General features: G+C 49.1%; 20 protein-coding genes. 15 read left to right on the plus strand and 5 right to left on the minus strand.

Annotated elements, in window-relative coordinates; translation table 11 throughout:
- Positions 1-2 precede the first annotated feature (2 nt).
- The 3 genes from DWW52_RS11305 to DWW52_RS11315 all read left to right on the plus strand — a co-directional run bounded on the left by DWW52_RS11305 (position 3) and on the right by DWW52_RS11315 (position 3,564).
- Positions 3-2,069, plus strand: a complete 2,067-nt coding sequence (locus DWW52_RS11305) for a cation:proton antiporter (RefSeq protein WP_370449513.1) — start codon at positions 3-5, stop codon at positions 2,067-2,069.
- A 195-nt stretch (positions 2,070-2,264) separates the two neighbouring features.
- Positions 2,265-2,969, plus strand: coding sequence for a hemerythrin domain-containing protein (locus DWW52_RS11310; RefSeq protein ID WP_233556845.1), 705 nt, complete (start codon positions 2,265-2,267; stop codon positions 2,967-2,969).
- Positions 2,956-3,564: a response regulator transcription factor gene (locus tag DWW52_RS11315; RefSeq protein ID WP_118715604.1), complete on the plus strand. Its 609-nt coding sequence runs from the start codon at positions 2,956-2,958 to the stop codon at positions 3,562-3,564. The genes DWW52_RS11310 and DWW52_RS11315 overlap by 14 nt, the downstream gene beginning before the upstream one ends.
- Before the next feature lie 244 nt (positions 3,565-3,808).
- On the opposite strand, the gene DWW52_RS11320 is transcribed toward DWW52_RS11315, so the two are convergent.
- Positions 3,809-5,008, minus strand: a complete 1,200-nt coding sequence (locus DWW52_RS11320; RefSeq protein WP_118715605.1) for an MFS transporter — start codon at positions 5,006-5,008, stop codon at positions 3,809-3,811.
- A 150-nt stretch (positions 5,009-5,158) separates the two neighbouring features.
- Here DWW52_RS11320 and DWW52_RS11325 point away from each other — a divergent pair, with 150 nt between their 5' ends.
- A complete protein-coding gene (locus DWW52_RS11325; protein WP_118715606.1) occupies positions 5,159-5,998 on the plus strand; it encodes a PepSY-like domain-containing protein in 840 nt (279 codons plus the stop codon).
- A 182-nt stretch (positions 5,999-6,180) separates the two neighbouring features.
- Positions 6,181-6,783, plus strand: coding sequence for a GNAT family N-acetyltransferase (locus DWW52_RS11330; protein ID WP_233556847.1), 603 nt, complete (start codon positions 6,181-6,183; stop codon positions 6,781-6,783).
- 58 nt (positions 6,784-6,841) lie between these two features.
- On the opposite strand, the gene DWW52_RS11335 is transcribed toward DWW52_RS11330, so the two are convergent.
- Positions 6,842-7,942: an OmpA family protein gene (locus tag DWW52_RS11335; protein WP_199691986.1), complete on the minus strand. Its 1,101-nt coding sequence runs from the start codon at positions 7,940-7,942 to the stop codon at positions 6,842-6,844.
- A 426-nt stretch (positions 7,943-8,368) separates the two neighbouring features.
- Between DWW52_RS11335 and DWW52_RS11340 the strand changes: the two genes are divergently transcribed.
- Together DWW52_RS11340 and DWW52_RS11345 are read left to right on the plus strand one after the other, a co-directional pair.
- On the plus strand, positions 8,369-8,665 hold the full coding sequence (locus DWW52_RS11340) for a helix-turn-helix transcriptional regulator (RefSeq protein WP_118715687.1): 297 nt from the start codon (positions 8,369-8,371) through the stop codon (positions 8,663-8,665).
- Between the two features lie 141 nt (positions 8,666-8,806).
- On the plus strand, positions 8,807-11,251 hold the full coding sequence (locus tag DWW52_RS11345) for a DsrE/DsrF/DrsH-like family protein (RefSeq protein ID WP_118715607.1): 2,445 nt from the start codon (positions 8,807-8,809) through the stop codon (positions 11,249-11,251).
- A gap of 157 nt (positions 11,252-11,408) precedes the next feature.
- Here the strand turns inward: DWW52_RS11345 and DWW52_RS11350 are convergent, their stop codons facing one another.
- The gene (locus DWW52_RS11350; RefSeq protein WP_233556849.1) at positions 11,409-11,930 is read right to left on the minus strand and encodes a C40 family peptidase; all 522 of its coding nucleotides are present in this window, start codon (positions 11,928-11,930) and stop codon (positions 11,409-11,411) included.
- Between the two features lie 291 nt (positions 11,931-12,221).
- Between DWW52_RS11350 and DWW52_RS21000 the strand changes: the two genes are divergently transcribed.
- The 4 genes from DWW52_RS21000 (at position 12,222) to DWW52_RS11365 (ending at position 16,073) form a co-directional block, all read left to right on the plus strand.
- A complete protein-coding gene (locus tag DWW52_RS21000; RefSeq protein ID WP_158582572.1) occupies positions 12,222-12,395 on the plus strand; it encodes a hypothetical protein in 174 nt (57 codons plus the stop codon).
- 220 nt (positions 12,396-12,615) lie between these two features.
- Complete coding sequence (locus tag DWW52_RS11355) at positions 12,616-13,209, plus strand: ACP phosphodiesterase (RefSeq protein ID WP_118715608.1); 594 nt, start codon at positions 12,616-12,618, stop codon at positions 13,207-13,209.
- A gap of 22 nt (positions 13,210-13,231) precedes the next feature.
- Positions 13,232-14,077, plus strand: coding sequence for a mechanosensitive ion channel family protein (locus DWW52_RS11360; RefSeq protein ID WP_118715609.1), 846 nt, complete (start codon positions 13,232-13,234; stop codon positions 14,075-14,077).
- Positions 14,078-14,435: 358 nt separating this feature from the next.
- Positions 14,436-16,073, plus strand: a complete 1,638-nt coding sequence (locus DWW52_RS11365) for a B12-binding domain-containing radical SAM protein (RefSeq protein WP_118715610.1) — start codon at positions 14,436-14,438, stop codon at positions 16,071-16,073.
- 15 nt (positions 16,074-16,088) lie between these two features.
- On the opposite strand, the gene DWW52_RS11370 is transcribed toward DWW52_RS11365, so the two are convergent.
- On the minus strand, positions 16,089-16,712 hold the full coding sequence (locus DWW52_RS11370; protein ID WP_118715611.1) for an aminodeoxychorismate/anthranilate synthase component II: 624 nt from the start codon (positions 16,710-16,712) through the stop codon (positions 16,089-16,091).
- A 200-nt stretch (positions 16,713-16,912) separates the two neighbouring features.
- Between DWW52_RS11370 and DWW52_RS11375 the strand changes: the two genes are divergently transcribed.
- From DWW52_RS11375 to DWW52_RS11390, 4 genes are read left to right on the plus strand one after another with little or no spacing between them, the layout of a single operon-like run.
- Positions 16,913-18,139, plus strand: coding sequence for an MFS transporter (locus tag DWW52_RS11375; protein ID WP_118715612.1), 1,227 nt, complete (start codon positions 16,913-16,915; stop codon positions 18,137-18,139).
- A 29-nt stretch (positions 18,140-18,168) separates the two neighbouring features.
- Positions 18,169-18,921 (plus strand): lysophospholipid acyltransferase family protein, encoded by a 753-nt coding sequence (locus tag DWW52_RS11380; RefSeq protein ID WP_118715613.1) that lies wholly within the window; start codon positions 18,169-18,171, stop codon positions 18,919-18,921.
- 30 nt (positions 18,922-18,951) lie between these two features.
- Positions 18,952-19,932, plus strand: a complete 981-nt coding sequence (locus tag DWW52_RS11385) for an aminodeoxychorismate synthase component I (protein WP_370449514.1) — start codon at positions 18,952-18,954, stop codon at positions 19,930-19,932.
- 7 nt (positions 19,933-19,939) lie between these two features.
- The gene (locus DWW52_RS11390; RefSeq protein ID WP_158582573.1) at positions 19,940-20,530 is read left to right on the plus strand and encodes an aminotransferase class IV; all 591 of its coding nucleotides are present in this window, start codon (positions 19,940-19,942) and stop codon (positions 20,528-20,530) included.
- Positions 20,531-20,980: 450 nt separating this feature from the next.
- Here the strand turns inward: DWW52_RS11390 and DWW52_RS11395 are convergent, their stop codons facing one another.
- Positions 20,981-21,667 (minus strand): hypothetical protein, encoded by a 687-nt coding sequence (locus DWW52_RS11395; RefSeq protein WP_118715616.1) that lies wholly within the window; start codon positions 21,665-21,667, stop codon positions 20,981-20,983.
- Between the last annotated feature and the right edge of the window lie 11 nt (positions 21,668-21,678).

Raw genomic sequence — 21,678 nt, forward strand, 5'->3', positions numbered from 1 at the left:
ATATGTTACAATTCATGCTTGCTGCTATCGAGTTACCTATGACAGATCCGGTGTTGAAGTTTTTGTTGATACTGGTTATTATTCTGGCTGCACCGTTGTTGCTGAACAAGTTGAGGATTCCCCATTTGTTGGGATTGATTATTGCCGGGGCGATTATCGGACCGCATGGTTTTAACTTGATATCACGGGATAGTAGTATTATTCTTTCGGGAACAGCCGGGCTGTTGTATATCATGTTTCTGGCCGGGTTGGAAATTGATATGGGGGATTTCAAGAAGAATAAATGGAAGAGTCTGGCATTTGGAATATATACATTTTTGATATCCATGGCGTTGGGTATGTTGCTGGGGGTCTACGTGTTGAACTTTTCGGTGTTAACCTCGGCTTTATTGGCCAGTATGTTTGCATCCCACACGTTGATTGCCTATCCGATTATCAGTAAATTGGGGATAACGAAGAATAAAGCCGTGACGATTACGGTCGGAGGGACGATGGTTACCGACACGTTGGCTTTGTTGGTGCTGACGGTGGTGGTCGGGTTGGCTATGGGAAAGGTGGACGATATGTTTTATTATCGCTTGAGCGGGGCGATTATCGTGTATTTCCTGTTCGTGCTGATTGCTTTCCCGTTGATCGGGAGGTGGTTTTTCAAGCGGGTGGATGATAATATATCACAATATATTTTCGTGCTGGTGATGCTTTTTCTGGGGGCTTATTTGGCAGAGCTGGCAGGGTTGGAAGCTATTATCGGGGCTTTTATCGCCGGTATCGCGCTGAATCGGTTGATCCCGGGTACCTCTCCTTTAATGAACCGGGTGGAGTTCGTGGGGAATGCCATTTTTATCCCGTTCTTCCTGATCAGTGTCGGGATGTTGATTGATTACCGGGCTTTTTTCACGAGTTGGGATACGTTAAAAGTCGGTGGTTTGATGATCGTTGTCGCCACGATAGCGAAATACGTGTGCGCTTGGTTGACACAGAAGATATTCGGCATGTCGGATGATCAACGGTGGGTTATTTTCGGGTTGAACAGCGCGCACGCGGCGGCGACGCTGGCTGTGGTGACGGTCGGGTATAACGTGATCCTAGGGCAGACGCCGGACGGGGAGCCTATCCGCTTGTTGAACGAGAGCGTGTTGAACGGTTCGATCCTGATGGTGCTCGTGACGTGTACGATGGCCTCGTTTGCCGCCCAGAAGGGAGCGCATAATATCGCCATGGCAGATGGTCCGGAGGATAAGGAGGATGAAGAGGATCATAAAGAACGGATATTGATTCCCGTGTCGTACGAGGGAAACGTGTCGGAATTAGTTAATTTGAGTACGGCCATAAAGTCTAAAAAGAACAAATCGGGATTGTATGCCCTGAACGTGATTAATAACAAGGCATCGGATGAAAAGACGATCAAACAGGCGAAAAAGGTGTTGAACATGACAGTAACAACCGCGGCGGCAACGGATAACCTGGTGCATGACTTGTTGCGCTATGACTTGAACGTGGCAAACGCCATTATTAGCGTGATCCAGGAACAGGCAATTACGGATATGGTGTTGGGTTTACATCAGGGAAAAGGAATTTCGCCTTCTTTTCTGGGAAACATGACGGAAGGGATTCTGAACCAGAGTAACGTGACCACTTTTATTTATCGCCCGATGCAGCCGATGGCAACGATCAAGCGTCATTGGATCGTGGTGCCTGAAAACGCGGAGAAGGAGGTCGGGTTCCCCATGTGGGTGAATAAAATGTGGAATATCGCCTTGAACACGGGGGCGCAGTTGTTGTTCCACGCTTCGGAGGGAACGTTGGCTTACTTGAAGGAGTTGTACAAGAAACGTCCTATTGAGGCCGAGTTCACGTTGTTTGATGATTGGAATGATTTCCTGATTATCTTCCGGGAGATCAAGAGTGACGATATGTTGTGGATCGTGATGAGTCGTCGGGAACGCTTTTCTTATCACGCCAGCATGAGCCGTATCCCGGGTTACCTGAATAGTTATTTTCAGATGAATAATTTCGCGTTGATCTATCCGGTACAAGCGGGAGGGAAGAGTACGAAGTTTATGATATAGTATCAGGTTGCACAAAATTCACCCTCCCCATAAATAGGGAGGGTGAATTTTGTTTTTACCCGATTTTGAGGATGTGGTATTTCCCGGCGGATTCGTAACTTTGAGGTCGTGAAATATCATAAATAATTCTATAAACTAATGAATAAACTTGGTGGTGAATCGATTATTTCCAATATTTGTGGTAAAAATAAAGATATGAATTCACATCTTTTTTCTGCCGATATGAAACTGGCGGATGTTATTCATGCCGATTACTCTTTGTTACTGTTGTTGCATCGATTTGGTATGAACCTGGGTTTTGGAGATAAGACCGTGCGGGAGTGTTGCGAGGCGAGTCACGTCTCGTGCCCGTTGTTCCTAATGATTTGTAACGTGTACAGTAACGAGCAATATTTGCCGACAGGTAAGGAGATCGAGGCTATCGGGGCGGATGTCGATCAGTTGATATCTTATTTGAAAAATTCCCATACTTACTACTTGGAAAACCGGATGTACTCTATAGAGGAACAATTAAAGGAGATATCCGAGAGTTGCGAGCAACAGCATCAGCAGATACTGCACCTCTTCTTTACCGAGTACAAGAACGAGGTGATCCGGCATTTCGCTTACGAGGAGGAGACGGTTTTCCCGTATATTTCGAATATAGTGAAAGGTGTTCGCCCGGATAATTACGAGATCGGGGTCTTTCAGGAGAATCACAGTAATATAGATGATAAGCTGAACGATTTAAAGAATATCATCATGAAATATTTGCCGGGAGATGCCTTGTCAGATATGCGTATCCGGGTATTGTTCGGAATTTTTGCCCTGGAAGAGGATTTAAGTAAACATTCTTTGATCGAGGATAGAATACTCGTTCCTTTAGTAATGAAATTAGAGCAACGGTATGTCAAACAATAATAAATGCTATAAAATTGTTATTATTGAGCCGTCGATGATCATATCAACCGGGTTACGGAAATTGATTGAAACCAGGAAAGAGTTTGAAGTGGTGGCGGTGATCGCTGATTGTTATCATTGCCTGGATCGGATCAGTCATTTGAATCCGGATATTATAATCATAAACCCCTCGATAATAGAATTGAAGAAACGGCAACATCTGGAAGAGTTGTTCGATGGCGTGAAGGACACGGCTTTCGTGGCGCTTGTTTACCAGTATATTGATCCCGAAGTGTTGAAACAGTATCACACGACAATTGATATATCGGATGATGGCGACAAGATCGCGCAGAAGTTGTTCCATTCGATTGATGCGTTGACTACTTCCGGTGATTTGCTGGATAAGAATGAACTTTCGGAACGGGAGAAGGAGATTTTGATCTCCCTGGCGAAAGGAAAGATTAATAAAGAGATCGCTGACCAGCATCATATATCGGTGCATACCGTGATCACGCACCGGAAGAATATTATCCGGAAAACCGGGATAAAATCTGTTTCCGGGCTTACGGTGTACGCGATATTGAACAATCTCATTGATATTAATGAGGTGGAATGACAATTTTACTTGAAATATCCCTATTATTGGGGATTGCCGGTAAACTTGAATTTCTTGATCTTTGTAATGTTAATAATAATATGATTTTTTTCTTTTCAACGTAAGCCATTGAAAGAATTTTGCCAAAATAAGCTGCTGGAAACCCGGCAGCTTATTTAGTTTAATGGTTTTGGGTTGGCTCGATGTAAAACATGGATTCAGATTTGGTGAATCATTGATTAGCAAGGATGCTGAAAATGGGGTTTTATCGGTTCATCAGTTGGGCTCCTTTGTAAGCTATCGCGTATAGGATAAATGTCAGTAAAATTAACCCGGCGATGAACCATTGCCAACCGAAATGATCGAGAACGATCCCCGTTGCTGATCCCCAGATGCTGGAGCCCATGTAATAAAAGAGGAGGTATATGGAGATCGTGACCGAACGTTTCTGGAGGTTGTAATCGCTCACGATCCGGTTACAGATGACATGCACGACGAAGAAATTGAACGTGAAGATGGCTAACCCGAACGTGACGATCCAGAAATTGTTGACGTACAACAGGAGTAGGCCCGCTACCGAGAGGGCGATGATCGTTTTTAGTATCTTGAAATGATTGTATAAAGCGGTTAATTTTGCCGTGGCAATAGAACCGAACACGCCGAAAATGTACATCAGGTAAATGTAGTGTATCAGGTGTGGCGAGAAATTGAAGGGTTCTTTCACGAGGTAGAATCCCAGGTAGTTGTACAAGCTCACGAATATCCCTAACATGAGGGAGCCGATCAGGTAGAAAGGAATCAACTTCACGGACACGATAAGGTGTAAATTAGATATAATCAACGATTTGAAATTCTCTTTCTTGGGCTTGAAGTTCAGTGAACGGGGACTGAATATCAGGAATAATATGGCGAAAATGGCACATAACACGCCTATGGATACGGAGGCTATCTGCCAGGAGAAGGCCGTGCTGAGGTACGAGGATATCACTCGTCCTCCCATACCCCCGAGGGCGTTTCCGGCGATATATAGTCCCGTGATTTTTCCTTTATTCAGGGGGTGGACTTCCTCGGAAATATACGCTAGGGAGACGGAGGTAGCCCCGGAGAGCAAAAATCCCTTGAGGGCGCTCAGCGCTACCAGCAGGAAGAACGAGGGGGAGTAGGAGCAGATCACCGAGAACACGGATGAGGATAGGAGCGCGGCACTGATCAGTTTTTTCCTGGGGATAGAATCAGCCACGAACATGGCCGTGAATAAGCCGATGACCATTCCCAGTGTGGAAAATGATATGGCCAGGCTGCTGTAACTTGCCGATAGATCAAACTCTTGAGCCAAATCGGGTAGAAGAGGTTGAAAATAGTATAGTTGGGCAAAACAGGAGAATCCGGATAGAAAGACACAGATGGATATCTTGCGGTCTTTGGCGTTATTCTCCGGTTTTATTATTCCTTGATCTGTATTCATGATTTCTCGTTATCCTGTGCAAAAGTATACATTCTGAAAATAGGTTATCCTTCACGAGAGGATTTTTTCACTGGAAACTTTTTTCCACTCTTTCTCGTTAGAGTGAATATATTAGCAAACAATATTGTTGAACAGATAAATTCGAGAAAGATGATGAGAGGAAGGATTTTAATGGTGACGTTATGGATGGCGTCATTATTTGTTTTCGCGGCCTGCCACGATGATGATGACGACGATGACAAGGGGTACACGCCCGGGAAGAGTATCGTGGAGGCTTTTGAGGCTAAATACCCGAATGCCGTGTCGGTGAGTTGGGAGAAAAAAGGAGAGTACGAGAAAGCGGAGTTTCACCTGAACGGACAAGAGGTGGATGCTTGGTTTGCCCCCTCCGGGCAATGGATGATGAGCGAAACGGATATCTTGTTTAGCAACTTGCCTACCGAGGTGAAAACCGGGTTTAGCGGGAGTATCTATAGTTCGTGGAAAGTGGATGATGCTGATGTCTTGGAACGGTTAAATATGCCTACCGTGTATCGGTTGGATATCGAGAAAGGGACCGAAGAGATGGTGATCTATTTCAACGAGAAGGGAGAATTAGTAAGAGAAGTGAACGAGGAGGCTTCCACGTTACCTGCCGCGGTGAGTAGTTTTATCACGGGACAGTACCCGAAAGCCTTGGTGGTTAGCGTTGACCGGTGGCAGGATGGTTTGTTGGAAGTGGGTATTCTGGATGCCAGCCTGGTGAAAGAGGTGTTGTTCGATCGGGAGAATAATTGGATGAAGACTTCCTGGCCGGTGTTGGAGGCGAACGTTCCCCAGGTCGTGCTGGATGTTTTGAAGGGCGAGGCTTACAACAGTTTCTCGATCGCGAGCGTACAATATATAGAATACGCTTCCGGTAGCAACGTTTATCATTTCGTGTTACAGAAAGCGAATGCTATGGATATATCCGTGGAAATAGACCCGCAAGGGAACCTGGTTTTAGATTGATGTATATATGGTAAGACAGGTGACGGGAGCTCTTGAAAGCTCCCGTTTTTCGTGGGGTGTACGGTTGAAAAATTTATTTGAATGTGGTGGAACAAGATATCATTAATCTGCGTATGTTTGCGTAGTTTTATAACCGAAAAACAAAAAATGATAAAGGAGAGATTCTACGGAATCAGACAATTATGAAAACAAGTGTAAGCGATTTACCCCGATCGATGAATCAGGGAAATGAGTTCTTAATGTTACGGGAGAAGACGCACTGTGTGAGGATAGAGGGAGAGGGATTTGTCGTGCGCGAATGGCGATTCTCGGATTGCGATTCTTTAGCCGAGAATGCCAACAATGAGAAGATCTGGAATAATGTCATGGATCACTTTCCACATCCATACACGAAACAAGATGCTTTCGATTATATCAGCATGGTTCATGTTATGCCGGCTCCACCGATGCGGTTTGCCATTGAGGTAGACGGGAAAGCGGTTGGGAGTATCGGGTTCGGTTCCGAGGGCGATATTGAGCGGGTTACGGCCGAGATTGGGTACTGGCTAGGTGAACCCTACTGGGGACGGGGTATTATGCCTAAAGTCGTGGCTGCCGTTACCCGATACGCTTTTGAAACATTCGGGTACCAGAAATTGTACGCTTTGGTATTCGATTATAACCCGGGGTCTATGCGTGTGTTGGAAAAAGCGGGGTATCAATTGGAAGCCGTGCTACACAAGGCGGCCGTGAAAAACGGGAAGGTCATTGACTTTTATTATTACAGTATCATGAAAGAGGATTGATAAAAAAAGCGTGGCAGATGTTTTGAACTGCCACGCTTTTTTTATTATGATAGATATGTTATTTAATAATTTCGACAAGCACGCAACGATTCCATTCATCCTTATCGTAACGTGAGCTGACGCCTTTATGATCTGTAACAATGCGATTCTTGTTAATACCGTATTTGTTGATGAACATATCGGCAACTGCGTTTACCCGTCTTTCTGATATGGTCATGTTTGCTTTTTGAGTACCGCGTTTATCTGCGTATCCCGTTATACGGATGCGAACATCGGGATTCGCTTTCATGAATTGAGCCAGATTGTACACGCCGATTTCTTGGGTCGGGTCAATCTTGGAACTGTTGAACGCGAAGTTAATGGTGGTCGGTAATGCTTTAAATTCCACGTTGGTGGTGGGAACTTCTTGTTTCACGACTTTCACGATAGTATCCGGTGTCCGGCTTAACAATTCCTTGATTTGTGCCTGTTGTGCTTTCGTCAGATCCTGAAGCTCCGCGTATTGTTTTTGGCTGACAGCTTTTTGGAAAGAGCGATTTTTGAATCTGAAAGTAACACCCACGCTTAACCCGGTGATACCGTCATTCGGGAATCCTCCCCGGGTAACAAGGTCGTCATCCAGGATGATACCGGAATATTCCAAATTCAAATCAAAACGTTGTGACAAACGGAAACGAGCTTGAATTCCCGCGTTAATCGTGAACGATTGGTCGCTTCCGATGAATGCACCCCCGATTCCGGCAAATGGAACCAAGTCAAAACAACGATTTTCTTTGTATTGTCCGAAGAAATTCAACAGGCCGAACATGAAATCTCCGTGAACAGCCCCATAGTGTTTATGCAACATGGTTTTGCCGTTATTTTGGAATCCATGTAGAGCTCCGCCTAAACCTTGAACTCTCACTCCCCACCAAGGGGTAAACCATTTACCTACAGATAATGCCGGCATGAAGGTCAGTCTGTCCCCGAATTTAGCATCGGTTGAACCTTCAGCGTAAAGTGTTTGTGCTCCTAAATTCAGAGAAACAAACCAGTTATCCCAAAAGTTGTTCGTTTCAAATGAAGTTTTGTAACCAGGTAAATTTTTTTCTTGATTATATTGCGCAAATGTAGAAATGTGCAACATGATCATCAATGCGAATAAAATGTTTTTTTTCATTTTAAAATAGTTAAAGTGTTTATTTTGATAACATATCTCATTTTTAAAATTGAGAAAAACGGTGCAAAAATAAAATAAATTTACGATTTAATGTGTTTTTCGAAGCGTGTTGTGTGATTTTATTTGTGGCTTCATGGCTTTTGATTATTGTTTTTGTCTCTACGTAGTGATGTTATTGATGTTTGTTAAATTTTGTTCTTTATGGGTGTAAATGTGATTTTATTTATTGTTGGTGAAGTAAGATTTATGGTACCGGGGATTAAAAAATAGATTATAATGGTGTATTCTTGTCATATATTTATTGACTCGATGGCTTTAATCGTTATATTGGTAGAATATTTTGAGCGCGTGTATGTTAAATCTTCTATACGGGCTTGTATATTCAAATGTATGTTTATATATTTGTGTATTCTAAAAAGAGAAATTATGGATACAGAGTGTTTTACAAGGGAAGAGTTAGAGAAGCTGGCTTACGTGCTGAAAGCGGTGGCGCACCCGAACCGGTTGAAGATTATTTGCCTGTTGTCGAAGAACGGGGAGATGAGCGTGTCGGATATATGTGACCGGATGGGATGCAGCCAGGCGTTGATCTCGCATCACCTGACCGATATGCAGGCGAAGGGGATTTTGTTGATCCGCCGGGAAGGGCGTAACGCTTTTTATAGCATGGCGAGTGACCACGTGACGGAAGCCATGCGGTGCATGATGAAATGCACGAAGTGAGTTCGTCCGGTCGGTACGGAGCCCACGTTAATGCTGTTTAAACAGGGAAAATTGCCGTGGGATAATAGCGGGGTCGTGCGGGCTGCGCGATCACTGGAAATCATTGAAATATATATATAAACCCCTAAAATTTAAGCGTGTATGAAATATTTGATAGTCGGAGGTGTGGCGGGAGGAGCTTCTACGGCCGCCCGTTTGCGTAGGCTCGATGAGAACGCGGAAATAATTATGTTCGAGAGAGGTGAATACATCTCTTATGCCAATTGTGGTTTACCTTATTATATCGGGGAGTTGATCTACGAGCGGGAGAAGCTGTTCGTGCAAACCCCGGAGAGTTTCGCGGCCCGTTTTAACATAGAGGCCCGCGTGTGTTCGGAAGTGGAGCGGGTTGATACGGGAAAGAAAGTGATCACGGTGCGTGATCTGGCGTCGGGGCGAGTTTACGAGGAAGCGTATGATAAATTAGTCTTGTCACCGGGGGCCGCGCCCGTGCGTCCGCCTTTGGAGGGTATTGACACGGAAGGGATTTTCACGTTGCGTAACGTGAACGATACCGATCGGGTGAAGGAGTATATCGAGGATCACGACGTGAAACGGGCGTTGATCGTGGGGGCCGGGTTTATCGGTTTGGAAATGGCCGAGAACCTGCACGAGTACGGGATCAAGGTGTCGGTAGTGGAAATGGCCGACCAGGTCATGACCCCGGTGGATTATGAAATCGCTTCGGTGGTGCACCAGCACTTCAAGTCGAAGGGTGTCGGCCTTCATTTGCAAGAAGCCGTGACGGCGTTTCGCCCGGTGGAAGGGGGAATTGACGTGGTGTTACGAAGTGGGCTGGTGACGCGGGTTGATATGGTGTTGCTCTCTATCGGGGTACGTCCGGACGTGAAATTGGCCCGGGAGGCGGGTTTGGAGATCGGGGAGACGGGGGGAATCAAGGTGAACGAGTACATGCAGACTTCCCACCCGGATGTTTACGCCGTGGGGGATGCCGTCGAGTTCCCGAATCCCGTGAGCGGCCGTCCGGCGTTGGCTTTCCTGGCGGGTCCGGCGAACAAGCAGGGACGTATCTGTGCCGACAACGTGGCTTGCGGTAATCATCAAAAGTATAAAGGTTCGATCAACACGGCCATCGCCAAGGTGTTCGATTTGACGGTAGGGGCTGCCGGGTTGTCGGCGAAGATGCTGGATCGGTTGCAGATTCCTTACCGGGAGGCGATCGTGCACGGGGCTTCTCACGCCGGGTATTACCCGGGAGCTGTCATGATGGATATAAAGATTAATTTCTCGCCCGAAGACGGTCGGTTGCTCGGGGCCCAGGCCGTGGGGGTCGACGGGGTGGATAAACGCCTGGAAATGATGTCGGCCGTGATCCGGGGAGGCGGGACGATTTACGATCTGATGGAGTTGGAGCAGGCTTACGCCCCTCCTTATTCCTCGGCTAAAGACCCGGTGAACATGGCGGGATTCGTGGCGGACAACATGTTGAGCGGGAAGGTGAAGGTGATGAGTTGGCGGGAGTTGCGGGCCACGGATCGTTCCGGCGTGATGTTGGTCGACGTGCGGAGTGCCGAGGAGTTCGCGATGGGAAGTATAGAAGGAGCCGTGAATATACCCTTGGACGGTTCCCGGGCGGAGTTCCGGAATCTCCCGAAGGACCGGACGATTGTCGTGTTCTGTGCTATCGGGTTGCGCGGTTATATCGCGGCCCGGGTGTTGATGCAACTCGGTTACGAGGTGGTGAACCTGAACGGGGGATATCGTACCTACGCGACGGCTATGGCCGAGCAGGGCAATCCCTTGAAGTACGCGGAGCCGGAGAAACCCGTGGAGGTGAAGGCCCCCGGGAAGGTGGAGGAAAAGAAATCCATCGCGATAGATGCCTGCGGTTTGCAATGTCCGGGACCCGTGTTGAAATTGAAAAGCGGGATGGAACAGTTACAGGCGGGAGAACGTCTGGAAATCAAGGTGACGGATCAGGGATTTTCCCGGGACGTGGCTTCGTGGGCGAAGATGACGGGTAATCAGTTGGTTGACGTGAAGGAGGAGAAGGGTATTATTACCGCGATATTGGAAAAAGGGGGTGGAGCTTGTCCGGTTGCCGGGGGGAAGCCGTCTAATAACAAGACGTTGATCGTGTTCAGTGACGATCTGGACAAGGCGTTAGCTTCTTTCGTGATTGCCAACGGGGCTGCCTCAACGGGGCGGAAGGTGACGATGTTCTTTACCTTCTGGGGGTTGAACGTGATCAAGAAAGAACGTCCCGGTGCCGTGAAGAAGGACGCCATGGGTAAGATGTTCGGGATGATGTTGCCGTCGGGAAGTCGCGAGTTATCCCTGTCGAAGATGAATATGATGGGGATAGGCTCCCGGATGATGCGGAAGATCATGCGGGATAAACGGATTGATTCGCTGGAAAGCCTGATCGAGCAGGCGAAAGCCAACGGGGTCGAGTTTATCGCTTGCCAGATGTCGATGGACGTGATGGGGATCACGAGGGAAGAGTTGATTGACGGGGTGAATGTCGGGGGCGTGGCGACCTATCTCGAACGAGCCGAGGAGGCGAACGTGAATTTGTTCGTGTAGATAAAAGGGCGTGTTTTAACGAGTTCGCTTCTCGTTCAATCCGGCCTTCGGCCAAGTGAACTTGAAGCGGTCTCGAACCGCCTCTCATCCGGCATCCAGGGAACGAGTTTCGTCCCGAATAACGCCGTGTACGTGACCGGGCGCTGGGAGGCTGACCTTACCACACCCGCCCGGATTTTCTCCACCCTTTTTTGTAGTAGTTTTCGCTCAGGTGATTGACCATGACTCCTTTCGAGGTGCTGGCGTGGGCGAAGTAACCGTTTTTAAGGTAGATGCCCACGTGGTTAAGCGTTCTTTTCTTTCTCTTTGAAAAGTTGAAGAACACGAGATCGCCCGGTTTTAACCGGCCTTTCCCGACGCGTTGGCAGTCTTTGTTATAGATGTTCACGACCGTGCGCTGTAAGGATTTGTGGTACACGTTCTTGTACACGGCCCCCACGAATCCCGAACAATCGGCCCCGGTGCGGGTCGTTCCCCCGTAACGGTAGGGTGTGCCCAGCCAACGACTGACTTCTTCCAGCAGGGGAAGGTCGTCTTTCCGGTGAACGGTGAATCCCAGTTTGCGGGACAGTTGTTCCGTCTTGCTCTTTTGAAGGGCGAGTTGTTTTGACGAGCCGCAGGACGAAAGCGCCAACGCTAGCAGGAGCAGTCCGGGATATAGTATTTTAGATTTAAACATGTTGAAATTGTTACAGGTTACAAGTTACAGGTTACAAGTACGATAATGACACGCTGGTTCACCCGGGACACGACTTGTAACTCGCGAATAAACAGCGTTTATCGCCGTTTACCTTGCAAAGGTAGGAATAAAAAGTGATATTCGGAAAGTAACGTGACCTGTTTCTCGTTTATCGCCCCGCTTGGTGTAAAGTTGGACTATTCTTGAGGGGTTTAGCTATTTATACTCCTTTAACATTTCTCGACCTCTTCTCAACCTGTTATAGACAGGTGGAGAACAGGTGGGGAACAGGTGGAGAACAGGTGGGGAAGGAAGAGGTCAAGAGTTGTTGACGGGTGGTTGAAAACTCATTCTCCCGTGTCGGGATGGCGGTTTGCCGTGGAAATGGCTCCCCGCGACGTTACCGGGAATGTATCGTTTGATCGAGTTCTTCGAGTTTTAATAGATGTAATTTTGTCTGTTTAACAGTTAAATATTTGCACCCCTTTTCTCGTTCCAATATCGCGATGTTGTGGTGATCTCGTGCCGGTCACGATCGTGCCGTTTCTCGCGCGGGACACGAGTTACAAAGACGCGTGATTTCACGGGGGATTTTTCTTTTTTTTATATTTTCGCGTGTTGTTCGGTGTTAAGAAAAGTCCGGAATGCTTGCAACATGTTACACGATTAAAACGTTAAGTAACTGATGAATTATTTAGCACATATATTTCTTTCGGGGAAAAACCGGGAGATTCAAATCGGGAACTTTGTCGGGGATGCCGTTAAAGGCCGTGCCTATGATGATTATCCCCCGGCTTTTCGCGAGGGAATCCTGTTGCACCGGGCGATAGACGATTACACGGATCATCATCCCCTGGTGAAGGAGGCGGTGAGCCTGTCGCGGGAGGAGTTCGGGCGTTACGCGGGTGTGTTGACGGATATCTATTTTGACCATTTCCTGGCGGTGGGGTTCCGGGAGTATTCCGGCCGGTCGTTGCGATCGTTCGCTCTCGGTTTTTACGGGGGACTGGTGCTGAATTATCGTCATCTGCCGGAACGTTTCAAGGGATTCTTGTGGCATTTTATTTTAACCAACCGGCTGGTGCGTTACGCCTCGGTTCCCGGGATTCGGCGTTCCCTGGAGATTATGGTGGAGTACAAGCATCTGGGCGTTGACCCGGAACGGGCGATTCGTTTCCTGGAGGAGAACCGGGGGAGGTTGAAGGATTTGTTCGAGCGTTTCCTGCCTGACGTGCGGGAAATGTGCCGGGAGAAGTTGGCGGAGGATTTAAATTGTTGATTATTAATATAAATTTAGGTGTATGGAAGAATTAATTACAACCCCTTCTAGTGTATCACTAGACACGTTTTTAAGTAAGATGATTGATCTCGGTATATCGGCCGGTTCAAAGATTTTATTGGCAATTGTCGTGTTTATCGTGGGACGTTGGATCGTTCGGCGATTAAATAAATTACTGGCAAGGATCCTGGAGAGGCGACACGTGGAGGCTTCGCTGTCTACTTTCGTGAAGAGCCTGGTGAGTATCACGTTAACCCTGTTGTTGATTATCATCGTGATCGGGGTGCTGGGAATCGAGACTAGCTCGTTTATCGCGCTCTTCGCGTCGGCCGGTGTCGCTATCGGTATGGCGTTGAGCGGCACGTTGCAGAATTTTGCCGGGGGCGTGATGATCCTGTTGTTTAAACCTTTCAAGGTGGGCGACACGATCGAGGCGCAGGGACAGAGCGGTACGGTAAGAGAGATACAGATATTCAACACGATTCTGGCTACCCCGGATAACAAGATTATCATTATCCCGAATGGCGGTTTGTCTACCGGGATGATGAAGAACTTTTCAAAGGAGGCTACCCGTCGCGTGGACTGGGAGTTCGGGATCGCTTACGGGGATGACTACACGAAAGCGAAGAAGGTGATCGCTCGTTTGTTGGACGCTGATTCGCGGGTGTTGAAGGACCCGGCTTATTTTATCGCGTTGACTTCTCTCGGCGCGAGTTCCGTGAATATCGTGGTTCGCGCGTGGGTTAATTCCGGGGATTACTGGGGCGTGTATTTCGACATGAACGAGAAAGTTTACAAGACTTTTGCCGAAGAGGATCTTAACATTCCGTTCCCGCAGATGGATGTGCACGTGATATCGAAACAATAGTTTCGCTGTTACAGGTTACAAGTTGAGATAAATTTTATGGATAAGAGGGGGAGAGCATTCTGTTGAGGTTGTTTGAAAAGTTAATTTACATAGAACTACCACCCCTGGCCCCTCCTTACACGGGAGGGGAAACTGCTTGGTAATTCCCCTTTCCCCTAATACGGGAGGGAAACCGTATGGTAATCAACTCTCCCCCTGTGTAAGGGGGAGTCGGAGGGGGTGGTGATTTTGTCGGGAAGAGACTTTTTCAGGCAACCTCTTGGAATGATAAAAACTTAAAGTTTAAAGTCTAGAATTTAGAGTTTAAAGTGAAAAAGCGTTAGCTTCGCGTGCTAGGAATCATAAATTTTAAATTATCATGCGGCTTCTTTGGTTGGACTTGAATTCTTCGTACGCTCATTCTTCGTTGGCTCTTCCGGCTATCCACGCCCAGGTGGAAGGGAGGGAAGGAGGTGTGGAATGGGCGAAAGTGGCGGCCACGATTAATTCGAACGTGGGGAGTGTCGTGGCGGAGATCGTGGCGGCAAAACCTGACGTGCTGGCGGCGACGGCTTGGTTGTTCACGCATGAAGTGTTGTTGAAAATCACGTGGCGGGTGAAGGCTTTGTTACCGGGATGCACGATTATATTCGGGGGACCCGAAATGCTGGGGGATAACGAGGAGTATTTGCGCCGTAATCGTCACGTGGCATGCGTGTTCAGGGGAGAGGGAGAAGTGGGGTTTCACGAGTGGTTGCGACGCTATGATTGCCCGTCGAGGTGGGAGGAGGTGACCGGATTGTGCTGGCTGGACGCGGGGGGCGTGTACCATGACGGGGGATTGGCCCGGGTCATGGAGTTCGACCGGTTGGAAATCCCGGAGAGAAGTCGTTTTTTTGACTGGACGAAGCCATTCGTGCAACTGGAGACGACGAGGGGATGTTTTAACACCTGTGCTTTTTGCGTGAGCGGCGCGGAGAAACCCGTGCGGGCGTTGTCCGTGGAGCGTATCCGGGAACGTTTGAGGGTTATCCGGGAGCATGGAATACGGGATATCCGTTTGCTGGATCGTACTTTTAACGGGTCGTCCGGTCGTGCTATCCGCCTGTTGGAGTTGTTCCGGGAGTTCGCGCCGGGGATGCGCTTTCACCTGGAGATACACCCGGCGTTGCTTTCCGATGAGGTGAAGGCCCTGTTGCGGGAGTTGCCCGCGGGGTTGTTACACCTGGAGGCCGGTATACAAAGCCTGAACGAAGAGGTTTTGCAGGCTTGTCGGCGGGTGGGCGATTTGCAGGCGGCTTTGGAGGGATTGCGTTACCTGGCGGCTTTGCCTAATCTTGTCGTTCATGCCGACCTGATCGCGGGGTTGCCGCTCTACTCGTTACGACAGATGATCGAGGATGTACGGGTGTTGTCGTCTTTCGGGACGGGCGAGATCCAGTTGGAATTGTTGAAGTTGCTACCGGGTACGGCAATGCGCGCGGAGGCGGGGAAGTCGGGGATTGTCTATTCCCCGGACGTGCCTTACGAGGTGTTACGGACCCCGGCGATGTCTGTCGAGGATTTGCGACAGGCTCGTTTGTTGTCTCGCTTGATAGATGGTTTTTATAACGCCTTGGCATGGCAGGAGGTCACGCGGAACCTGATCGGGTATGACGAGCGTTTTTTGCCGGACTTTTTGAGCTGGTTGGAGGAGCGTGATTTATTGGAGCAACCGCTTAGTTTGGAGCGACGCGGGGCGTTATTGTACGAGTTTTGCGAGCGTCGTTACCCGATGTTCCTGACCGCGATATCCGTGGCGTGGATTGTTGCCGGTATTCCTTTCGCTAAAGAGCCTGGCAAGCGGTTGAAACCTTGGAACGGGGAGATCCCGTCGGGCGTGAGCGTCGTGACCGGGAAGTACGAGAGCATCATGCGGGTATATTACCTGGCCGGGGATGGCGAGGAATACTGGTTCGGGTTTGACCGGGGCAGGTCGGCTTCCCGTCCGCTGTACGTTTCGAGGCGACGGGGTTAATCGAGTTGTAATCCGTTATTTGTGAGTGCTTAACCCGTTGTTTTTATTTTCATTTGCATCCAACCAGTTGTTGATCATCCCGCGTCCTTGGCGGGTGATGATGGATTCGGGGTGAAATTGCACGCCGTGGATGGGCAGGGTTTCGTGATAGAATGACATGATATGTCCCTCCTCGTCGAGCGCGCTTACTTTGAGGCTTGCCGGGAGCGTGTTCGGGTTGATGATCCAAGAGTGATAACGCCCCACTTGCACGGGGTACGTCATGCCCCGGTAGAGGATATCACCCCGGTCAACGATGGTGAGGGGGCTTTCGTGGCCGTGTTTCGGGTGTGAAAGTTGTTGCAGTCGTGCCCCGAAACATTCGGCAATGGCCTGGTGTCCGAGACACACGCCGAGGATGGAATGGGTCTCTTTGCAACGGTCGATTAGCGGCAGGAGGTCTCCGGCTTCCGAGGGGATACCCGGTCCCGGGGATAGTAATAGTTTGTCGTAACGGTCGAGCGTGGAGAAGTCTATCCGGTCATTGTAAACGATGTCGAACTGGCAGTCTTTATTTTCCCTGAGAATCTGCACGAGATTGTAGACAAACGAGTCGTGATTGTCGATGACGAGTACGCGTTTTGATTTTGAATTCTCCATTTCCTGATATTCTTAGTAAACTTTATGGATCGCGAAAGTAGGAAATCGGGAGGAAAAAACTACCTTTGGGTGTTGTGTTTTCACGGGAGCGTGCGTTTCCCGGAAGTTTCATGTCGCGGGAAGAGGGGGTTCCGGGGGAGGAATTCGAGCGTTCGGGAGGTGTAACATGATAAGATACAGCGTGTAATTAACTTGTAATTATGGTAAAGAGTAAAAATTGGTTTTCCCTGTTTTTCACGAATTATCTGGGTGTTTTGAATGATAATTTCCTGAAAACATTGGCGTGCTTCATTTGTATCGCGTGGGTGGGAAAGGATAACGAGTCCATGGTTGTAACCCTGGCGTCGGCCGCGTTAGTGATTCCCTATTTGTTGTTTTCCCCGTTGGCCGGTCGGCTGGCGAAGATTTACAAGAAGCGTAAGATCGTGGTTTGGGCGAAGTTTGCCGAGATGTTGATCATGCTGGTGGCCACGGCGGGATTCCTGCTGCATTCGACGGGGTTGGTGTTGGGATCAATATTGTTGATGGGGTTACAAAGTGCCTTGTTTTCGCCTTCGAAGTACGGGTTGATCCGGGATATCGGGGGGGAGGAAGGGATTTCTTTCGGTTCGGGGGCGATGGAGATGTTCGCTTTCGTGGGGATCCTGACGGGTACGTTGATGGCGGCTTTCTTGTCGGAGAGCGTAACGATTCCCGTGTTGTGCGTGATCCTTTTCGGGGTGGCCCTGTTGGGATGGCTATCGAGCCTGACGATCCGGGCGAACGAGAGCGAGCCGCTGAAAGAGAGTCACGAGACGTTGAATCCCGTGAAGTTCGTGAAGGATATGTTCGCACGGGCGTTGGCGTTTAAGGGGTTGAACTTGGTGGTGGTAGGGCTTGCCACGTTCTGGTTTATCGGTTCGATGATCCAGATGGTGCTTATCGTTTACTGTCGCTCGGATCTGGGGATGAGCGATTCGGAAACGGGTATCGTGATGTCCCTGGCCGCGATAGGTATCGGGGCGGGGTGTTACCTGGCGGGCGTGTTGTCCCATCATGACGTGGAGTTGGGGCTGGTTCCGTGCGGGGGAATCACGACGGGATTGACGTTGCTGGCTATTTTCGTTTTTGATGCTCACGGAATCACGTTTGGCGTGCTGGTGTTCTTGGCGGCCTTTTTCAGTGGCATGTTCAAGGTTCCGCTGGACGCGTGGATTCAGGCGCACGTGAAGGGGCGGGAACTGGGCGATATGCTGGCCTACTCGAACCTGATCACGTTTTTGTTCATGCTGTTGGCCTCGGGATGTTTCGGGGGTATCGAGATGTTTTTTGACACGAAATACGTGTTTATTTTCCTTGCCGTGTTGACTTTTGCCATCACGATCGTGCTGTTCACGTGCGTGGAGGAGGTGAGGGAAAGGTTTAGGAAGTTAAAAACTAAAAGATGAAATTATTGAATTTCTAAATTCATATCGTTGTGTATAAGAAGGTATTGGCAGCTATTTATAGAGTGATGTTAAGTGCCCGTTACCGGGTGCGGCTGGAAGGGGTGGAATTGTTACGGGAGCAACGGGCGACGTTGTTTTTGCCGAATCATCAGGCTTCCGTTGACCCGCAGATTGTTTGCGCGGAGTTATTGCGTTACGTGGATGTATCACCATTGGTGACGGAGGGGTATTTCAGGATTCCCGTGGTTGCCCAAGTGTTGCACTTGATGCATGCCGTGCGGGTTCCCGACCTGGAGAAGAGCCGCCGTGACGTGGCGGTGGTGGCCGGTTTGAGCCAGGTGGTGGTGGAGGCTCTGGCGGCGGGGCATAACGTGTTGCTTTATCCCGCGGGACAGTTGACGAATAGCGGGTTGGAACGCGTGGGGAACAAGCAGGGGGCTTGGCAGGTGTGTCACCAGTTGCCGGAAGGGGTGCGCGTGGTAGGTATGCGTGTCCGGGGATTGTGGGGAAGCATGTGGTCGAGGGCGAAGACGGGGCGTTCTCCCAATTTCGCGTGGACTTATTTGAAGGGTATTTTCTACGTGCTGGCGAATTTGATATTTTTCGTGCCCCGGCGTGACGTGACGATTACTTTCGAGGATATTACGGCCGACGCGGTACGTTACGCGGGGGAGGGACGTCAACCGTTCAATCGTTTTTTGGAGAGTTTTTATAATGCCGCGGGGGAGGAAAAACTTTTGTTTTTAAAACATTTTTTTTACGTGCCGGGGCGACGGGATTGATCGCCGGGTTGTTTTTTATATGTGGTTATGATAGTAGCAAGGGAAGTCAGGGAGTGCATGAATGAGGCGGGTGCCCGGCGAGAGCCTTTCTTGTTCGGGGTAGATTTCGAGTTGTCGGAAGGTTTTTTTATTGCCGATCCGTTGAATCAACAGGAGATATTGTTCGAGGCCGGGGGTGTGACGAATGTTCCCCGTCAGGAGTGTACCGGGGAGGGATTGCCCGGGAAGGTATTTTGTCCTCTTCCGGTGGATTACGAGGTTTACCGGGGGAAATTCGACACGGTACGGCAGGGGTTGGCTCGCGGCGATTCGTTTTTACTGAACTTGACGGTCGCGACGGAACTGGAGATGAGCTGGACGTTGGAGGAGATTTTTCATCGTGCCCGTTCGCCTTATCGTTTACTGGTGCCGGGGCGTTTTGTTTGTTTCTCGCCGGAGATATTCGTGCGGGTCGGGAACGGGGAGATTTCGTCTTTCCCGATGAAGGGGACGATCGACGCCAGCGTGCCGGATGCCGAACGGGTGATCTTGGAGGATTACAAGGAACGTTCGGAACACAACACGATTGTTGATTTGATTCGTAATGATCTGAACCGGGTCTCGGAAAGGGTTGACGTGCGGCGTTTCCGTTATATTGACCGGTTGCGGGTGAGCCGGGGCGAGATCTTGCAAGTGAGTTCGGAGGTGGTCGGGCGATTGGCTGGTGATTATAAATCCCGTCTGGGGGATATCGTGTTCGGGATGTTGCCCGCGGGGTCTATCTCTGGGGCCCCGAAGCCTTCCACGCTGGATATTATTTCCCGGGCAGAGAGGGAACCGAGGGGATTTTACACGGGCGTGTTCGGGTATTTTGACGGTGAACGCTTGGATTCGGCGGTTATGATTCGTTATATCGAGAGACGTGATGGACGGTACTATTTTCGTAGTGGCGGCGGGATCACGATTAATAGTGATTGTCGCTCGGAATACGAGGAGGTGCTGGCAAAAGTGTATTTACCATTCAAGAGTTAGACGCGGGATGTTTGTAGAGACGATTAAAGTGTTGAACGGGTGTTTTTATAATCTGGAATACCATGAAAAGAGGGCCCGTGAAACGGCGATGGCCTGTTTCGGTCGGCGGTTGTCATGGGATACGGCGAGTATGGTCGTGCCGGAAGAGGCGCGTGTCGGGTTGGTGAAGTGTCGGGTTGTTTACGACACGGGAATCCGGGAGGTTACTTTTCAGCCTTACGTGATGAGAAAGATCGGGAGTTTGCGTCTCGTGGACGGCGGGAATATTGATTATCGCTACAAGGCAACGGATCGTTCCGCGCTCACCGCTTTGCTGGATCAACGGGCGGGATGTGATGATATCCTGATAGTGCGTGACGGGAGGATTACCGATACTTCTTTTTCTAACGTGGTTTTCGAGGACGCGGGGGGCGGTTTGTACACGCCGGATACTTGTTTGCTGAAAGGCACGCGCCGGGAGAGTCTGTTGGATGCCGGGATCATTCGAGAATGCCCGATTACCGTGGATGATATTCGTCGTTTCCGGAAGGTGTTGTTGGTGAACGCCATGATCGGTTTGGAGGATGGAGTCGGGGTTTTGACGGGGAAAATTATATAGATTAATCGTGACGGAAAGCGTTTGAAAGGATAGTTTGTTGTTGAAAATGCAACTATTTCACGTTTTAATTTGCATTTAGAGTAACTATTTTGTATGTTTGCCAACATTATAAATATTAATAATAGAGGTGATCGTTGCGAGTTGCGTAGCCTTAAAGTGTGGCTGATGTTGTCGTGAATTTGACGATGATATTTAATGATGTTTACAAATACCCGGTGGTTTATCCACCGGGTGTATTTTTTATGTCTCGCGTACACGAAAAGATACACGTCTATGGACATGTATCAGGAGTAAAAATGCCGGGGAATCACGAGAGGTTCGTTCCCCGGTAAGTCATGTCGGGTATGGTTAGGAGCATGACGTGTTAAAGGATCGTTCTTTGTCATCTTTTAGAGAAAGAAGGGGATCAAATAAAAGGTGTTTTTGAGTGTAATTACGATGAAAATAAGGTTATTCCTGTTTGTAATAGATTCTCTTGCTGGCTTTGAACGTGAGTTCCGTGTTGTCGCTGTTGACAAACGCCTCGCTCGTGAAGTTGGTAAGCGGGTTGTTGGTGAACTGGATATAGTCGTCGCGTAGAAGATGCCATGTTCCGGTCGCGGAGCGAGTGTTGTTTGCGCTCAGGTTGTAAATACTGAACGTGTAGGTGTAATCGGGATGCAGGGTGAAGGTGAAACGCTCGGAAGGCTTGATGTTGTTGGGTACGTAGGTAATATAATCTCCCGTGAGTGAGCGGGCGATGGTCGTGTTCGTGCGGGGTTGCAGGCTAACGATCCGGGTGATGGTGAGGATTAAGCCGGGATTTTGTTCAACTTCATCGGTTGGTGTCAGGCGACCATATAACCGGGCGATAGCTGTTTCATTGGCGGGTAATTTCAAGGTGGAGTATTCCTTGGCCAGTTGCGAGGCGAGTGTCCCGTTGCTGATCGTGAGGATGGTACCCGTGGCGTTGTCTTTTAGCGTGGCGTTGCCCTGGTGATCCCGGTATTCCCCGGCGAAGTAGTAATCTGTCGCGGAGATAGGGGGTGCCGCGAAGGTGCTGTCCGCGGTAGTGGTCTGGTTGTTTTTCGTTTTATTGTTACACCCGCCGATAACGAGGGCGAGTAGTGATAATGCTAGTAGTACGTGCGTGTTCATATTCTTTCGTT

The organism is Odoribacter sp. AF15-53, assembly GCF_003479425.1.
Lineage (GTDB): Bacteria > Bacteroidota > Bacteroidia > Bacteroidales > Marinifilaceae > Butyricimonas.

What these genes read in the sequence shown, in the direction of transcription:
- DWW52_RS11325 (WP_118715606.1), top strand. Translation starts at nt 5,159, where the DNA reads ATGATGAGAGGAAGGATTTTAATGGTGACGTTATGGATGGCGTCATTA.
- DWW52_RS11365 (WP_118715610.1), top strand. Translation starts at nt 14,436, where the DNA reads ATGCGGCTTCTTTGGTTGGACTTGAATTCTTCGTACGCTCATTCTTCG.
- DWW52_RS11340 (WP_118715687.1), top strand. Translation starts at nt 8,369, where the DNA reads ATGGATACAGAGTGTTTTACAAGGGAAGAGTTAGAGAAGCTGGCTTAC.
- DWW52_RS11375 (WP_118715612.1), top strand. Translation starts at nt 16,913, where the DNA reads ATGGTAAAGAGTAAAAATTGGTTTTCCCTGTTTTTCACGAATTATCTG.
- DWW52_RS11320 (WP_118715605.1), bottom strand. Translation starts at nt 5,008, where the DNA reads ATGAATACAGATCAAGGAATAATAAAACCGGAGAATAACGCCAAAGAC.
- DWW52_RS11390 (WP_158582573.1), top strand. Translation starts at nt 19,940, where the DNA reads ATGTTTGTAGAGACGATTAAAGTGTTGAACGGGTGTTTTTATAATCTG.
- DWW52_RS11310 (WP_233556845.1), top strand. Translation starts at nt 2,265, where the DNA reads ATGAATTCACATCTTTTTTCTGCCGATATGAAACTGGCGGATGTTATT.
- DWW52_RS11395 (WP_118715616.1), bottom strand. Translation starts at nt 21,667, where the DNA reads ATGAACACGCACGTACTACTAGCATTATCACTACTCGCCCTCGTTATC.
- DWW52_RS11345 (WP_118715607.1), top strand. Translation starts at nt 8,807, where the DNA reads ATGAAATATTTGATAGTCGGAGGTGTGGCGGGAGGAGCTTCTACGGCC.
- DWW52_RS11335 (WP_199691986.1), bottom strand. Translation starts at nt 7,942, where the DNA reads ATGAAAAAAAACATTTTATTCGCATTGATGATCATGTTGCACATTTCT.
- DWW52_RS11360 (WP_118715609.1), top strand. Translation starts at nt 13,232, where the DNA reads ATGGAAGAATTAATTACAACCCCTTCTAGTGTATCACTAGACACGTTT.
- DWW52_RS11315 (WP_118715604.1), top strand. Translation starts at nt 2,956, where the DNA reads ATGTCAAACAATAATAAATGCTATAAAATTGTTATTATTGAGCCGTCG.
- DWW52_RS11350 (WP_233556849.1), bottom strand. Translation starts at nt 11,930, where the DNA reads ATGTTTAAATCTAAAATACTATATCCCGGACTGCTCCTGCTAGCGTTG.
- DWW52_RS11305 (WP_370449513.1), top strand. Translation starts at nt 3, where the DNA reads ATGTTACAATTCATGCTTGCTGCTATCGAGTTACCTATGACAGATCCG.
- DWW52_RS11355 (WP_118715608.1), top strand. Translation starts at nt 12,616, where the DNA reads ATGAATTATTTAGCACATATATTTCTTTCGGGGAAAAACCGGGAGATT.
- DWW52_RS11370 (WP_118715611.1), bottom strand. Translation starts at nt 16,712, where the DNA reads ATGGAGAATTCAAAATCAAAACGCGTACTCGTCATCGACAATCACGAC.
- DWW52_RS11330 (WP_233556847.1), top strand. Translation starts at nt 6,181, where the DNA reads ATGAAAACAAGTGTAAGCGATTTACCCCGATCGATGAATCAGGGAAAT.